Origin of the sequence: Pseudomonas kilonensis (assembly GCF_001269885.1) — a bacterium.
Classification (GTDB): Bacteria; Pseudomonadota; Gammaproteobacteria; order Pseudomonadales; family Pseudomonadaceae; genus Aquipseudomonas; species Aquipseudomonas kilonensis.
Genome location: NZ_LHVH01000017.1, coordinates 209,355 through 224,068, shown reverse-complemented (window position 1 = coordinate 224,068; position 14,714 = coordinate 209,355). Strand labels below are relative to the sequence as shown.

The window sequence follows — 14,714 nt, the reverse complement described above, 5'->3', positions numbered from 1 at the left end:
GCTTCAGGTGCGGAAGCGGCCGGTCAGTTCTGCCAGGTTTCTCGACAGGCTGGAAAGCTGTTGGCTGGCCTGCATGCTCTGGGCAGAATTGGATGCCGCCTCGTTGGACAGATCACGGATGTCAGAAATATTGCGGGCTATTTCCTCAGTGACGCTGCTCTGTTCCTCGCAAGCACTGGCGATTTGCGCGGCCATGTCGTTGATCCGCTGGATCGAACCGCCGGTACCGCTGAGCACCTGATCGACGCCCGCGGCTCGTTCGACACTGTCCCGGGCCTTGCTGCTGCCCACATGCATGGCTTGTACAGCCTTGGCGACACCGCTCTGCAACCGCTCGATGCGAACCTGGATGTCCTTGGTCGAATCCTGTGTGCGCGCCGCGAGTGCCCTCACTTCATCGGCCACCACGGCAAAACCACGGCCCTGCTCACCGGCCCGCGCGGCTTCGATGGCAGCGTTCAGCGCCAACAGGTTGGTCTGTTCGGCAATGCCACGGATCACCTCGAGCACGGCGCCAATACTGGAAGTTTCCTGGGCCAATGCCTCGATCGTGCCCGAGGCGCTTTCCACTTCCTGGGCCAACTGGCGAATCGACTCGATGGTGCTGCTGACCACCTCGGCGCCGTCGCGAGACTGACTGCTCGCCTGTTGCGCGGCCCCCGAGGCGTTCGCCGCGTTATGCGCCACTTCATGCACCGCTGCACTCATCTGGGTGGCGGCGGTACTGACCTGATCGAGCGCCGCATGTTCGCTGCTGATCAACCGGTCATTCGTCGCGGCCATATCGGCCATGGCACGCGCTGCGGAATCGACCTCCCCGGTCACCCGTCCAACTTCGGCGATCAGGGGCTGCAACTTGTCGAGGAAACGGTTGAAAGCACTGCCGAGCTGGCCCAGCTCATCGGCCGAACGCACCTCCAGACGGCCTTTCAGATCGCCGCCACCCTCGGCAATCTGCTCGACGCGGTGCAGCAAACGACGCATAGGGCTCAACACCACAAGTGGCAGAGCAACAAGCACAAGGATGCAACCGAGCAAGCCGATCAGCAGAATCGCGCCTTGATGCACGCCGACCGTCTCACCCTTTTCAATCGCTGCGTCACCTTCGCGATTCGACGCCGCGTCTTCCAGCTCACCCAGCTTGTCGATTGAGTCGCGCATGGTTTCGAACAGGCGCTCGCTGTCACCAAAACTCAGGGCGCTGGCGCCCTGCGGGTCGCCTACAGACAGTTCGAGGACGCGCCGGGAAACCTGCATCCATTTCCCGAAGCTGTCATTGAACTGACTGACCAACGCCTGCGCCTCGGCACCGGGCTGCATCGCCGCATATTTCTGCACGCGGTCATAAGCCTGCTTCGCATTCTCACCATGACTGGTGCTCAGCGCTTTCAAATGCTCGTTTGCATGACCATCCAGCAGGCTGCGCTCGGCAACGAAAGCCTGATAAAGATCACGGTCGGCGTTGAGCAACAGGCTGATCGCCGGCAGATAACGTTTGGTCAATTGCGTGCTCGATTCAGTCACCTGACCGATACCGCGCATACCCGCCCACCCCATCAGCCCCAGCAACACAGCCAGGAATGCGATCGGAAGGGTGATTTTCCAGCGAAAGCCCAGATCGGCAAAAAACCGCAGCATGGGGTGTCACTCCTTTCATGGGGATTAGCTTACCTATCGGCAGCCATGCCTTGAGCTATAGACCATTAGTCTAATTGTTACAAAGCTTTGGGTCTGGAAGGCACCGGGGTTATGCAGGTCGCGGAGTGGGTTGGGCGGGATAAAAAAGGCGGGGGGAGGCAATAGCTGCGGGGAATTTTCTGACATTTCCCGCCCACATAATTTAGAGAATTTTCTGACTCATCATCTGATTGATGATTTCTCCAGCGAGGCCCTATAGTCCAAACGTCGTTCGTAAGAGCGGCTTGGGTTTGGCGACTCGATGACAAATGGTAAGAAGGTCCTCAATCAAATGGAGTTTGGAATGAATAGATACATGGCTCTTACCAGCAATGCCGACGATCAACCCCTCTTTGTCGATACCTCAGCGCCTTTGCACACCCTGCTCGACACGGCAGGCTATAGAATTCGCGCGGTTACCCAGCTTTTAGAGAACCTCGCCATGCGAGGGGACATTCCCAGCGACTCAGTGGTCCTTCAGGACTTTGCACAGCTGTGCTGCATTCCGTTGAGGGATGGTTGCGACGTGCTCGATGTCATAGCCCGACGCTTGGATGCGGAACCTGCCTAGGGATAATACTTGTCAGCTAGAGATAAAGTCTGTGGGAGCAAAGCTTGCTCGCGATAGCGGTAGAGTCGCCAATATCGTTGTTAGCTGGCTTACCTCAATCGCGAGCAAGCTTTGCTCCCACAGGATTTACGCCAGACTGACAGATGACGAAAACGAAAAAGCCCCTGAAATGTTCAACCATTTCAGGGGCTTAGTCATACACAATAATGGCGGAGAGATAGGGATTTGAACCCTAGGTACTGTCGCCAGTACAACGGATTTCGAATCCGTCCCGTTCGGCCACTCCGGCATCTCTCCAGTGGCGCGCATCATACCAGCACATTCGCCGGAAGCGAACCCCCGAGCGAAATTTTTTCCGTGCTATCAGATGCTTGCGTCGATTACAGCGGCACACCCAGACGCTGGGCGACTTCTTCGTAGGCTTCGATGACGTCACCGAGGCCTTGGCGGAAGCGGTCCTTGTCCATCTTCTTCTTGGTGTCCTTGTCCCAGAGGCGGCAGCCGTCAGGGCTGAACTCGTCGCCCAGGACGATGGAACCGTCGCTGAACACGCCGAATTCAAGCTTGAAGTCCACCAGCAGCAGGCCGGCGTCGTCGAACAGCTTGGTCAGTACTTCGTTGACCTTGAGGGACAATTCCTTCATGCGGACCAGTTGCTCGGCGGTGCCCCAACCGAATGCCACGACGTGGGATTCGTTGATGAACGGGTCGCCCTTGGCGTCGTCCTTCAGGAACAGCTCGAAGGTGTAAGGGTTGAGCTTCATGCCCTCTTCCACGCCCAGGCGCTTGACCAGGCTGCCGGCGGCGTAGTTACGCACGACGCATTCGACCGGGATCATGTCCAGCTTCTTGACCAGGCATTCGTTGTCGCCCAGCAGCTTGTCGAACTGGGTCGGCACGCCGGCGGCTTCGAGCTTCTGCATGATGAAGGCGTTGAACTTGTTGTTCACCATGCCCTTGCGGTCCAGCTGTTCGATGCGCTTGCCGTCGAACGCCGAGGTGTCGTTGCGAAACAGCAGGATCAAGCGGTCAGCGTCGTCGGTCTTGTAAACCGACTTGGCTTTGCCGCGGTAGAGTTCTTCACGTTTTTCCATGATGGGCTCCGCTTGCTAAGTAGTGGGCTAGGCGATATGTCGCCAGTCGAGCCCTGAATCTTGATCGGCCAGTTGCAGCCAGTCCGGGTCGCACCCGAGGGTGTCGACAAAACATTGCCGGGCCAGCTGCGGCAGGTTGTTCTTGCTGCTCAGATGGGCCAGGACCAGGTGTTGCAGGCCTTGCCAGCCCAACTCGGCCACCAGGAACGCTGCCTGGTGGTTGTTCAAATGTCCGTATTCCCCGCCTACCCGCTGCTTGAGGAAGTACGGGTAGTAACCACGCGCCAACATGTCGCGGCAGTGGTTGGACTCGATCATCAACGCATCGAGGTCCCGGTAACTGTCCATCACCCTGTTGCAATACGACCCCAGGTCGGTCAGCAGCCCAAAACGCCGCTCGCCGTCACTGAACACATATTGCGTCGGTTCCCGGACATCGTGCGCCACGCTGACCACGCTGATATCCAGGCAACCGATGCGCAGTTGCTCGCCACCGGCCACGAAGCCGGCCGGTTCGATGGGCTTGCGCAGGCCTTCCAGTGTGCCACGGCTCAGGTACACCGGCAGATTGTAGCGCCGAGACAGCAAACCCACGCCATGCACGTGGTCGGCATGTTCGTGGGTCACAAGTATCGCGCTCAGTTGCGCTGGGTGCACACCCAGGCGCAACAGGCGCTTCTCGGTTTCCCGCAGGGAGAAACCACAATCGACCAACACATACGTGCCGGCACTGGCTACCAGCGTGCCGTTCCCTTGGCTACCGCTGCCGAGAACGGCAAAACGCATCGGATCAGCCCAGGTTGTCCTGAATCAAGCCCAACACCTTGCGGGCCACATCGGCCGGCGCCACGGTGTTGATGTTCTTCTCGACGGTGACCTGGACGTTGTCGCCGACCTTGCTCAGGCGAACCTGGTAACGCTCGGCGCGGGCTTCGACTTCTTCCTTGTCCGGCTTGCTGCCGAACAGGCCACTGAAGAAGCCTGGTTTCTCGTCCTTCCTCTCGGCCTTTTCAGCGAGGTTGATGTAGTACAGGCCCAGGCTGCGGTTGATGTCTTCAACGCGCCACTCGCCCTGCTCCAGCGCACGGCCAACACTCGACCAGGCACGGTCCAGGTCGGAGCCGACGTTGAGCACCGGGTTGCCGCTGCCGTCTTCGCTCAGGCTGACGCGGCTCGGGGTGTCGTAGTCGCGGGTAGCCAGCATCGAAACCGAGCCGCCCTGCTCTGCGGTACGGCTCATGCTGGCAAGCATGTCGTCCACCAGGGCAGCGTCCAGGCCGGTATTGACCGAACGGTTGGTGAAGGCCACGTCAGCGGTGCTGCCGGCAGGCCGCTCGGCGCTGACCACATAGACTTCACTGGTGTTGCGCTGCACGCCTGGCTCGATACGCACCCGCACGCGGGTTTCGCTGTCGGCCGCGACACCGGCGGCGCTCATGCGCTTGGCCATGGCGGCGGACAGTTCATCGGCGCGCTGCCAGGTGGTGGTGAATTCGCCAGTTTGCGGGCGCTGTTCGTCCAGGCGGAAACCGTTGTCCTGGAAGAACTGGATCGCCACAGGCCAGACTTCGGCCGGTGGATGCTGGCCCATGACCCAGCTGGAATCGCCACTCTTCTGCAGGGTGTAGTCGCTGGCATCGGCCACGGCCGACAGCGGCTGTGGACGTGGGACGATGTATTCGCCCTTGACGCTGTCGTCGGCTACGTTGCGCGGGATCGGCAGCAGCGGATCCAGGCGCTTGGCAACGCTGACGTCTTGCGGCAGTTGCATCGGTGCAGTCTGTTGCGCCTGCAGGTAATCGCTACCACGGTCGCGGAAGTAACCTTCCGGCCCCCAGATCCATCCGCAGCCGCTGGTGCTGGAGATAATCAAGGCAAGTGCGGAAAGTCCGGCCATTCGCTTCATGCGTTGTACTTCCTCAATTAAACCAGGACGCCGGACTGGCGCATGGCCTGCCGCAGCGGTTCGTGACAGGGGGTGCTCAGCCAGGTCAGTGGCAGGCGGATGCCTTCGTGCATCAGGCCCATTTCAACCAAGGCCCACTTCACCGGAATCGGGTTGGCCTCGAGGAACAGGTCCTTGTGCAACGGCATCAGTTTTTCGTTGATTGCCCGCGCAGTCTCGGCGTCGCCCTTGAGCGCGGCCTCGCACAGGTTGGCCATTTCGCGCGGAGCAACGTTGGCCGTGACGGAGATGTTGCCCTTGCCACCCAGCAGGATCAGCTCGACCGCGGTCGGATCATCGCCGGACAGCACGATGAAGTCCTTGCCCACGCCATCGAGGATGGCCTTGGCGCGCTTCATGTCGCCGGTGGCTTCCTTGATGCCGATGATGTTCGGCACGGTGGACAGGCGGATCACGGTCTCGGCCTGCATGTCGCAGGAGGTGCGGCCGGGAACGTTATAGAGGATCTGCGGGATGTCGACGGCTTCGGCAATGTGCTTGAAGTGCTGGTACAAGCCTTCCTGGGTCGGCTTGTTGTAGTACGGAACGACCAGCAGGCAGGCGTCGGCACCGGCTTCCTTGGCGTTGCGGGTCAGCTCGACGGCTTCGCGAGTCGAGTTGGCGCCGGTCCCGGCGATGACGGGAATGCGACCGTTGACCTGCTTGACCACGGCACGGATGACTTCGATGTGCTCATTGACGTCGAGGGTTGCCGACTCGCCGGTGGTACCGACGGCGACAATGGCATGGGTGCCGTTCTCAAGGTGGAAGTCCACGAGTTTGCTGAGGCTGGCCCAGTCAAGATGCCCTTGTGCATCCATGGGTGTGACCAGTGCCACCATACTGCCCGCAATCATGAAACCGCTCCTGCCGGAAAAAGAGAGCGGTAATGGTACTGGCGCCAAGATGCTTGTACAAGCGAACTACCATTCCCCTTGGCGATGGTTTTCGCTACCCTTCAGGCTTTGATCGGTACCGACAAGCTCATACGCCGGTTTCCAGCCTCCGTTTTCGACGCCACAAGCCCCGATCCCGGGTTTGTCCTGGTGCGTTCCTGCTGTCGTGGAATGCAGCGCAACCCCGGGCACAAGGCTTGAGCCGTTCGTTTTTCCGGGCCTGGCGCTGTGTCGAGCGGCAAAGGTACCGACCGCTCATCGCTTTAGGAATGCTGCATGTCCACCCCCACAGTCCGCGAACAATTCCTTGTTATCAGTGCCCTTGGCGCCAACCCCATGGAGCTGACTAACGTCCTGTGCCGCGCCAGCCATGAAAATCGCTGCGCCGTCGTGACCTCACGCCTGACCCGTCATGGCGAATGCAGTGCCCTCGTGCTCGAGATCTCCGGCAGCTGGGACGCCCTGGCTCGCCTGGAAGGCAGCCTGCCGGTACTGGCCAAGAAGCATGCCTTCACCGTCAACGTGGTGCGTAGCGCCGCCCTGGAGAACCGTCCCCAGGCCCTGCCCTACGTGGCCTATGTGAGCTCGGCCTACCGCCCGGACATCATCAACGAGCTGTGCCAGTTCTTCATGGACCACCACGTCGAGCTGGAAAACCTGACCTGCGACACCTACCAGGCCCCGCAGACCGGCGGCACCATGCTCAACGCCACGTTCACCGTGACCCTGCCCGCCGGCACCCAGATCAGTTGGCTGCGCGATCAGTTCCTGGACTTCGCCGATGCGATGAACCTGGATGCCCTGATCGAACCGTGGCGCCCACAAAACCCAATGTAAGGAAGCGTTCATGGCCGTTGCCGTCGACCAGCCGGTTACCGATTTCCAGGCACCCGCCACCAGCGGGCAGACCATCAGCCTCGCCGCCCTCAAGGGCAAGCAGGTGGTGATCTACTTCTACCCCAAGGACAGCACCCCGGGCTGCACCACCGAAGGCCAGGGTTTTCGCGATCAGTACGCGCAGTTCCAGGCTGCCAACACCGAAGTGTTCGGCATCTCCCGGGACAGCCTCAAGTCCCACGAGAACTTCAAATGCAAGCAGGAGTTCCCGTTCGAGCTGATCAGTGACAAGGACGAGGCCGTCTGCCAGCTGTTCGACGTGATCAAGCTGAAAAAGCTCTATGGCAAGGAATACCTGGGGGTTGATCGCAGCACATTCCTGATCGACAAGAACGGCGTGCTGCGCCAGGAATGGCGTGGTGTGAAGGTGCCGGGGCATGTGGATGCGGTGTTGGCGGCGGCTCAGGCCCTCAACAAGGGCTGAAATTTTCGCTGCCTGTCCTGGCGCTATCGCGAGCGAGCTCGCTCCCACAGGGATTTGATTAACACCACCAATCCAGTGTGGGAGCGAGCTTGCTCCGGGCGGCGTTCCGACGATGGGGCCACAAGCCCCACCCCATAAGCTACAACAACGGCGCCACCACCGGCTCCTTGCTCGGCCACGCATCCAGCACCGCCTTGAACAGCGTCGCCAGGGGTATCGCAAAGAACACCCCCCAGAACCCCCACAGCCCGCCAAACAGCAGCACCGCACAGATGATCGCCACCGGATGCAGGTTCACCGCCTCGGAGAACAGCAGCGGGACCAGCACGTTGCCGTCCAGCGTCTGGATGATCCCGTAGACCGCCATCAGGTAGATGAACTGATCGCTCCAGCCCCACTGGAACAGCGCAATCAAGGCCACCGGCACGGTCACCACCACGGTGCCGACATAAGGCACTACCACTGAGATGCCCACCAGCAGCGCCAGCAAGGCGGCGTAATTGAGTCCCAGGGCGACGAAGCCGATGTAGGTCACGCCGCCGCAGATGAAAATCTCGATGACTTTGCCGCGAATGTAGTTGGCGATCTGCCGATTCATTTCCTGGGCCACCCGGGTAATCAGCGCCCGCTCACGCGGCAGGTAGCCACGGACCCAACGCCCGATCATTTCCCGGTCCTTGAGGAAGAAAAACACCAGGATCGGCACCAGCACCAGGTAGATCATGATGTTGACCAGAAGCGGCAGGCTGGACAGCGAAAACGTCAGCGCCCACTGGCCGAACTTGCCGATCTGGCCGCGCACGACTTCAATGGCTTGCAACACCTGCTCGTCGGACACCAGGTGCGGATAACGCTCGGGCAACAGCAACAACACGGACTGCCATTTGGCAAGCATCCCCGGCAACTCGTTGAAGAGCGTCACCAACTGGTGCCAGAGCAGCGGCACGATCACGATTATGAACACCAACAACAAGCCCATGAACAGGGCGAACACCAAGCCCACCGCCGCCGCACCCGGCAACCGCAAGCGCTCCAGGGTCGTGACCAACCCTTGCATCAGGTACGCCAGCACCATCCCCGCCAGCACCGGCGCCAGCATGCCGCCCAGGGTGAGCACGGCGGTAAAGGCCAGGAACAGCAGCACTGCCAGGACTACAGCCTCTTCATCGGAGAAGTAGCGCTGGATCCAGTCGCGTAACACTTTGAACATTAAAAATCCTTAAGAGACGCTGTCGGTTTTCAGGCCTTTTTCAGCCAGTAACGGTAGACGCCGTTATCGTCTTCTTCACGCAGCAGCGTATGACCGGCCAATCGGGCGAAGGTGCGGAAATCACGCTGGGAGCCCGCATCCGTGGCGATCACCTTGAGCACGCTGCCGCTGGCCAGGCGATTGAGTTCCAGCTTAGCCTTGAGCAACGGCAACGGACAGTTCAGGCCGCTGGCGTCCAGTTCGGCATCGTGGGCTACAGCATCAGTCATGGGTTCACTCCGCAGCAGATCGTTGAGCGGCCTAGAATATCTGGTCCCGGGCCCGGTGTCCGGCTACAGTAAGGTCTTTGTCGACTAAGGCTTCGTGCATGACATTTCTGCGCCCCACCCTGCTGACGCTCGCTTGCCTGCTTGCCTCACCGGGCTTCGCCGACGACCTGCCGTCACTTGGCGACGCCAGTTCTGCCATCGTCTCGCCAGAACAGGAGCACCAACTGGGCCGCGCCTGGTTGGCCCTGCTGCGCAGCCAGGTTTCACAGCTCAACGATCCACAGCTCAAGGACTACGTCGAATCCAGCGTCTATAAACTGGTGGAAACCAGCCAGGTCAACGACCGGCGCCTGGAGTTCATCCTGATCAACAGCCCGCAGCTCAACGCCTTCGCCGCACCAGGCGGAATCGTCGGGGTCAACGGCGGCCTGTTCCTCAATGCACAGACCGAAGGCGAATACGCCTCGGTCATGGCCCACGAACTGGCGCATTTGTCACAACGCCACTTCGCCCGCGGCGTCGAAGCCCAGCAGCGCATGCAGGTACCAATGATGGCCGCGCTGCTGGCTGGCATCGTGATTGCCGCCGCCGGTGGCGGTGACGCCGGGATCGCGGCCATCGCCGGGACCCAGGCCGCGGCCATCCAGGAACAACGGCGTTTCTCGCGCCAGAACGAACAGGAAGCCGACCGCATCGGCATCCAAAACCTGGAAAAGGCCGGCTACGACCCGCGGTCCATGCCGACCATGTTCGAGCGTCTGATGCGCCAGTACCGGTTCGACGCCAGGCCCCCGGAGTTCCTGCTGACTCACCCGGTAACCGAATCCCGGATCGCCGACACCCGCAACCGCGCCGAACAGGCCAAGCCGGGCGGTATCGAGGACAGTGTGCGCTATCAACTGATTCGCGCTCGGGTCCAGTTGACCTACGAAGAAACCCCGGGCCTGGCCGCCAAGCGCTTCCGGGCACAGCTGGATGAGAACCCGAAGAACGACGTGGCGCGCTATGGCCTGGCAATCGCGCAGATCAAGGGCGGCCAGTTGAACGAAGCACGGGAAAACCTCAAGCCGTTGCTGGCCAAATCACCCAACGAGATCATCTACAACCTCGCCCAGGTGGACCTGGACATCACCAACAACAAACTGGCCGACGCTCAATCGCGCGTCGAGCGGATGCTGAGCCAGTACCCGGGCAACTATCCGCTCAACCAGGTACGCGTCGACCTGCTGCTCAAGCAGAACCGCCCCGCCGATGCCGAGAAGGCCCTGGAATCCTTGCTCAAGACCCGCCCGGACGATCCGGACGTCTGGTACATGGTGGCCGAGACCCGCGGGCTGTCGGGCAATATCATCGGCCTGCATCAGGCTCGTGCCGAGTACTTCGCACTGGTAGGCGACTACCGTCAGGCCATCCAGCAACTGGACTTCGCCAAACGGCGCGCCGGCACCAACTTCCCCCTGTCGTCACGCATCGATGCCCGGCAGCGGGAGCTCATGGAGCAGGAACGCATGGTCAAGGACATGATGGGCTGAGCATTCGCCAGGCAAAAAAAACGCCTCTTTCGAGGCGTTTTTTTTTCAGCGGCTAACCGATCATTCGGCCAGCTTGAAGGTGATGAAGCTCGCACGCCCCTGACGCAGGACGCGCATCGACACCGAACGATTCTTCGGCAACGCCTTGGCGATGTCGGTGAACTCCTTGGCGGAACCGATGGCCTGGTTGTTCAGGTGGGTGATGATGTCGCCCGGCTGAAGGCCGATCAGCGCGGCAGGCCCCTCCTGTACCTCCTTGATCACCACGCCGCCCTGAAGCTCCAGGGTGCGCTTCTGCTCTTCGGTCAGCTCGGCCACAGCCACGCCCAGACGGTTGCTGCTGCGCTCGACGCCAGACTTGGGCAGCGAATCCAGCTCCTTGCCTTCTTCAGGAATGGCGCCGACGGTCAATTCGACGTTCTTGCGCTTGCCTTCGCGAATCACTTCCAGATTGGCCTTGGCGCCAGCCTTGAGGGCACCCACCAAGTGTGGCAAGTCGGCGGACATGACGATCGGCTGACCGTTCATGCTCAGGATCACGTCACCCACTTGCAGGCCGCCCTTAGCAGCCGGGCCACCGTCCTGGATTTGCGCCACCAACGCACCGGCGGGCTTATCCAGCCCGAACGACTCGGCCAGGTCCTTGTTCACTTCCTGAATGACCACGCCCAACCAGCCACGGCTGACCTTGCCTTCGCTTTTCAGTTGGTTGGACACGTCCATGGCAACGTCGATCGGAATCGCGAAGGACACGCCCATGAAGCCGCCCGAACGGGTATAGATCTGGGAGTTGATGCCGACGACTTCACCCGCGAGGTTGAACAGCGGGCCACCGGAGTTACCCGGGTTGATCGGCACGTCGGTCTGGATGAACGGCACGTAGTTTTCGTTCGGCAGGCTGCGACCGATGGCGCTCACAATACCCTGGGTCACGGTGTGGTCGAAGCCGAACGGCGAACCGATGGCCACGACCCATTGGCCGGCTTTCAGGTCCTGGGATTTGCCCAGCTTGAGCACGGGCAGGTCCTTGCCTTCGATTTTCAACAGCGCCACGTCGGAACGTGGATCGGTTCCGACCAGCTTGGCCTTGAGCTCGCTGCGATCGGCCAGGCGCACCAGGATTTCGTCGGCATCGGCGATTACATGGTTGTTGGTCAGGATGTAGCCGTCAGGCGAAATGATGAAGCCCGAGCCCAGGGATTGCGCTTCGCGCTGGCGACCACCGCCAGGGGACCGTGGTTGTTGCGGCATGCCGCGCTCGAAGAACTCCCGCAGCATCGGCGGCAGACCTTCCAGGTCCGGCATCTGCTGGTCCGATACACGGCGGTCCGGCAGTTTCTGGGTGGTGCTGATGTTCACCACGGCGGGCGAAGCCTGCTCGACCAGTTGCGTGAAATCAGGCAATTCGACCGCCACGGCAGGAACGGCCTGGCCGAGCACAAGCACGGTGGCAAAGATGGAGAGATAGGTTTTCAAGCGTGGTATCGACATACGGCTCCCGTTACGACGAGCATGGTTAAGCGATATGGAGCAAGGAATACCAGGGAAAGATACGCCGGTATTTTTGTTCCGGGAACAGACAAGGCCAGGGCCGTGCGGCTCTGACCTATAGAAAAAAAGCTGGTTTTTTGCAAATGAAAATGCTGACAGGAAGTTTCGGCACTTCGATCAAGCCCTGGCGTCATCAGCCTCTCGCACAATCGAACCACCCATGCAGTCAGCAGGCTATTGAGTCGCCGTGACGTCGGAGCGCATGGAAAGCGCAATCCGTTCCGCCGTACCAATAGGAATCTCACCGACCACCGTGACCATCATTTCGCCCTGGGGCGTCGTGAGCCTGCGCGAGACGGCAGCCGTCGGGCCTAGCTGAGTACGAGTATCGGTGGCGTTGGCACCGTTCAACGGCTCCAGGAACACCGAAAAGCGCGCCAGGCCATCGTCGTACATCAAGCTATTGACCTGGACCTGGGTGTCCGGGTCCTTGCGTGCAGCGCTGCTGGTCAGCTCGAAACCCGGTGGAAGCCAATCCGAGTGCCAGGCGGTTTTCGCCGCGACGGCCTTGCCAGGATCCTGGGCGACAGCCTTGCATTCGGCGCTGGCTTGCAGCTCACCATCGGTCGGCGCGGCGACGTTCAAGCGAGTGAACTGGAAACGCTCGAGTAGCTGGCCCTTGTCATTGAGCAGCAGGGACTTGAGCGGCAGGCCGGTCTCTTTGTCCAGGTGCAGCTCGAAGCCATAGCGATGCTGGTCCTTGGGCGTCAACGCAACAATGACCGCTTGACGCCCGGCCACGCGCGACTTGCCAATGACGGCCAGGTCATACCAATTCTTGAGTTTTTGCGGATCGAGTGCACGTGAGGTGCCGTCAGGTGTATTGCCCAGCCCCGCGATCAAGGAGCCACTGACGCATTGAGTATGCCCATCAATGCGCAGGACTTCCTGTGCCGAGCCGTCGAGCTGGAGTAACCGCTCGCGGACTTTGCCATCCTGGACGCGATGCCAGATGTTATGGGTAGAAAAACTACCGTTGCGCTCGTAAACGAAAGTGCCCTGGAAGCTCTGCTGTTGCTCGGCTTGACTCAGGCGGTTCAGCCAGTCCTGAGCCTCATCGGCATGGGCTGGAATCGCACACCAGCCACCAAGCAGAAGCGTGAATAGAGGTATGGCGCGCAATGGCTTTCCTTATTAACGGTTTTCCAGGCTGGCTGCACGGGCGTAAGGCAGCGCGCTTTCAGTACCTTTCAGGGCTGCTTGTTGAGCATGCTGACGCAGGTAGTTGGGCAGACGCTGATCATGCCAGCCAGGTTGGCCTTGCAGAACACCGTTGACCATCGGGCCTGCGGTTTCCGAGCCTTCGCTGTAACCGGCCAGTACCGCTGGGCCCTTGACCTGTGGAGCGGCCAGGCCAGGCTGGTTGGACTGCTGCGCCATCTGCACGCCGGCAATCTCATCCTGGTTGTACAGGCGCACACCGGCCAGTACGGCCACGGTGACCGAAGCGGCTACTGCCAGGCGACCCAAGCTGCGCCATGGTCCGCGAGAAGCTTTTGCCGGTACGGCTTCGTCAGCCAAGGCAGCAGAAACGGCCGCAGCGATGTCCAGGCGTGGAAGCAACAAGTCCTTGTGCATCACAGCCCGGGCGATCTGGTAACGAGCCCAGGTCTCACGGGTTTCAACATCGTCGAAGGCATTCAATACCCGACGCAATTCCAGTTCGTCCGCTTCGTTGTCCATAACTGCGGACAGCGATTCCTGCAGGGCTTCACGACTCATGGCGTTCCTCTCTTGGCTGTCGCCGCTGTCTCTAGTTTTCCTGCAACAAAGGTTGCAGGGCTTTATCAATGGCCTCCCGGGCGCGGAAGATCCGGGAGCGCACGGTGCCTACAGGACATTGCATGACGCTCGCAATGTCTTCGTAACTCAGACCGTCGAACTCACGTAAAGTTAAAGCCGTACGCAAATCTTCGGGCAGTTGCTGGATGGTTCGATGGACAGTGCCTTCAATCTCATCCCGCAGCAACGCACGTTCCGGTGATTCGAGATCCTTGAGGCCATGATCGCCATCATAGAACTCGGCATCTTCAGAACTTACATCGCTATCCGGCGGCCGACGGCCGCGTGAAACCAGATAGTTTTTCGCCGTGTTGATGGCGATGCGGTAAAGCCACGTATAAAACGCACTATCCCCGCGAAAATTACCAAGTGCGCGGTAGGCCTTGATGAAGGCTTCCTGAGCGACATCCTGCGCTTCATGGGTGTCGTGCACGAAACGCACGATCAACCCGAGAATTTTGTGCTGGTATTTCAGCACTAGCAGATCGAAAGCTCGCTTGTCGCCGCGTTGGACGCGCTCGACCAGCTGCTGATCCTCTTCCTGGGTTAGCATGAACACTCCTCGATAAGCTCGAAGGAGGCTTGCATTACTAACTGACCGGGCTTGCAAACATAGACTCGGGCTTTTCGCAAAAGTTCTCCCCCTTTCAAGCAAGTTTCCGGCGCGCTCTGATCTCGGCACGCACGAAAAACGCAGCAGGAGATTCCCCGGCTGCGCGAATAATCTGTCACCGGGCCCGTTGGCAGCGATTCCAATCGAAATCCTGCACCAACCCGATGCTGCTCCCTTTTGCAGACAACCGTCTATTGAACGTAGGCGCTTGGCAAAAGTTCCCTCTATTTATAGTGCTATGCACTGAATATCA

At 60.3% G+C, this 14,714-nt stretch carries 15 protein-coding genes, 1 tRNA gene and 1 pseudogene; 4 read left to right on the top strand and 13 right to left on the bottom strand.

Features of this window, described 5'->3' with window-relative positions; genetic code table 11:
• Positions 1-3: 3 nt before the first annotated feature.
• Positions 4-783: a methyl-accepting chemotaxis protein gene (locus AD662_RS30085; protein WP_373419643.1), complete on the bottom strand. Its 780-nt coding sequence runs from the start codon at positions 781-783 to the stop codon at positions 4-6.
• A gap of 78 nt (positions 784-861) precedes the next feature.
• A pseudogene (locus tag AD662_RS30080) lies at positions 862-1,638 on the bottom strand (MCP four helix bundle domain-containing protein); the annotation flags it as partial.
• 343 nt (positions 1,639-1,981) lie between these two features.
• Between AD662_RS30080 and AD662_RS07605 the strand changes: the two are divergent.
• A complete protein-coding gene (locus AD662_RS07605; protein ID WP_053178434.1) occupies positions 1,982-2,248 on the top strand; it encodes a hypothetical protein in 267 nt (88 codons plus the stop codon).
• A gap of 207 nt (positions 2,249-2,455) precedes the next feature.
• Here AD662_RS07605 and AD662_RS07600 read toward each other — a convergent pair.
• From AD662_RS07600 to dapA, 5 genes are all read right to left on the bottom strand, one after another.
• Positions 2,456-2,545, bottom strand: a tRNA-Ser gene (locus AD662_RS07600).
• An 83-nt stretch (positions 2,546-2,628) separates the two neighbouring features.
• A complete protein-coding gene (gene purC, locus AD662_RS07595) occupies positions 2,629-3,342 on the bottom strand; it encodes a phosphoribosylaminoimidazolesuccinocarboxamide synthase (protein ID WP_018606833.1) in 714 nt (237 codons plus the stop codon).
• Between the two features lie 27 nt (positions 3,343-3,369).
• The gene (locus AD662_RS07590; RefSeq protein WP_053186404.1) at positions 3,370-4,128 is read right to left on the bottom strand and encodes an MBL fold metallo-hydrolase; all 759 of its coding nucleotides are present in this window, start codon (positions 4,126-4,128) and stop codon (positions 3,370-3,372) included.
• Between the two features lie 4 nt (positions 4,129-4,132).
• Complete coding sequence (bamC, locus tag AD662_RS07585; protein ID WP_024616117.1) at positions 4,133-5,248, bottom strand: NlpB/DapX family lipoprotein; 1,116 nt, start codon at positions 5,246-5,248, stop codon at positions 4,133-4,135.
• 17 nt (positions 5,249-5,265) lie between these two features.
• A complete protein-coding gene (dapA, locus tag AD662_RS07580; protein WP_053186398.1) occupies positions 5,266-6,144 on the bottom strand; it encodes a 4-hydroxy-tetrahydrodipicolinate synthase in 879 nt (292 codons plus the stop codon).
• A gap of 315 nt (positions 6,145-6,459) precedes the next feature.
• Here dapA and AD662_RS07575 point away from each other — a divergent pair, with 315 nt between their 5' ends.
• Together AD662_RS07575 and AD662_RS07570 are read left to right on the top strand one after the other, a co-directional pair.
• Positions 6,460-7,020: a glycine cleavage system transcriptional repressor gene (locus AD662_RS07575; protein WP_003184325.1), complete on the top strand. Its 561-nt coding sequence runs from the start codon at positions 6,460-6,462 to the stop codon at positions 7,018-7,020.
• Positions 7,021-7,030: 10 nt separating this feature from the next.
• Entirely contained in the window at positions 7,031-7,504 is a 474-nt protein-coding gene (locus AD662_RS07570) for a peroxiredoxin (protein WP_018606850.1), read from the top strand.
• A gap of 139 nt (positions 7,505-7,643) precedes the next feature.
• Here AD662_RS07570 and AD662_RS07565 read toward each other — a convergent pair whose 3' ends face one another.
• Together AD662_RS07565 and AD662_RS07560 are read right to left on the bottom strand one after the other, a co-directional pair.
• Positions 7,644-8,714: an AI-2E family transporter gene (locus tag AD662_RS07565; protein ID WP_018606852.1), complete on the bottom strand. Its 1,071-nt coding sequence runs from the start codon at positions 8,712-8,714 to the stop codon at positions 7,644-7,646.
• A gap of 29 nt (positions 8,715-8,743) precedes the next feature.
• The gene (locus tag AD662_RS07560; protein WP_014337032.1) at positions 8,744-8,983 is read right to left on the bottom strand and encodes a sulfurtransferase TusA family protein; all 240 of its coding nucleotides are present in this window, start codon (positions 8,981-8,983) and stop codon (positions 8,744-8,746) included.
• Positions 8,984-9,081: 98 nt separating this feature from the next.
• Here AD662_RS07560 and AD662_RS07555 point away from each other — a divergent pair, with 98 nt between their 5' ends.
• Positions 9,082-10,515, top strand: coding sequence for a M48 family metalloprotease (locus AD662_RS07555; RefSeq protein ID WP_018606854.1), 1,434 nt, complete (start codon positions 9,082-9,084; stop codon positions 10,513-10,515).
• Positions 10,516-10,575: 60 nt separating this feature from the next.
• Here AD662_RS07555 and AD662_RS07550 read toward each other — a convergent pair whose 3' ends face one another.
• From AD662_RS07550 to rpoE, 4 genes are all read right to left on the bottom strand, one after another.
• Positions 10,576-12,006: a DegQ family serine endoprotease gene (locus AD662_RS07550; protein WP_018606856.1), complete on the bottom strand. Its 1,431-nt coding sequence runs from the start codon at positions 12,004-12,006 to the stop codon at positions 10,576-10,578.
• Positions 12,007-12,240: 234 nt separating this feature from the next.
• Positions 12,241-13,188: a MucB/RseB C-terminal domain-containing protein gene (locus AD662_RS07545; RefSeq protein WP_018606859.1), complete on the bottom strand. Its 948-nt coding sequence runs from the start codon at positions 13,186-13,188 to the stop codon at positions 12,241-12,243.
• Positions 13,189-13,200: 12 nt separating this feature from the next.
• Positions 13,201-13,788: a sigma-E factor negative regulatory protein gene (locus AD662_RS07540; protein WP_014337028.1), complete on the bottom strand. Its 588-nt coding sequence runs from the start codon at positions 13,786-13,788 to the stop codon at positions 13,201-13,203.
• A gap of 31 nt (positions 13,789-13,819) precedes the next feature.
• Positions 13,820-14,401 carry an RNA polymerase sigma factor RpoE/AlgU gene (rpoE, locus tag AD662_RS07535; protein WP_003172477.1) on the bottom strand — a complete coding sequence of 194 codons (582 nt, stop codon included), beginning with the start codon at positions 14,399-14,401 and terminating at the stop codon, positions 13,820-13,822.
• Positions 14,402-14,714: the final 313 nt, after the last annotated feature.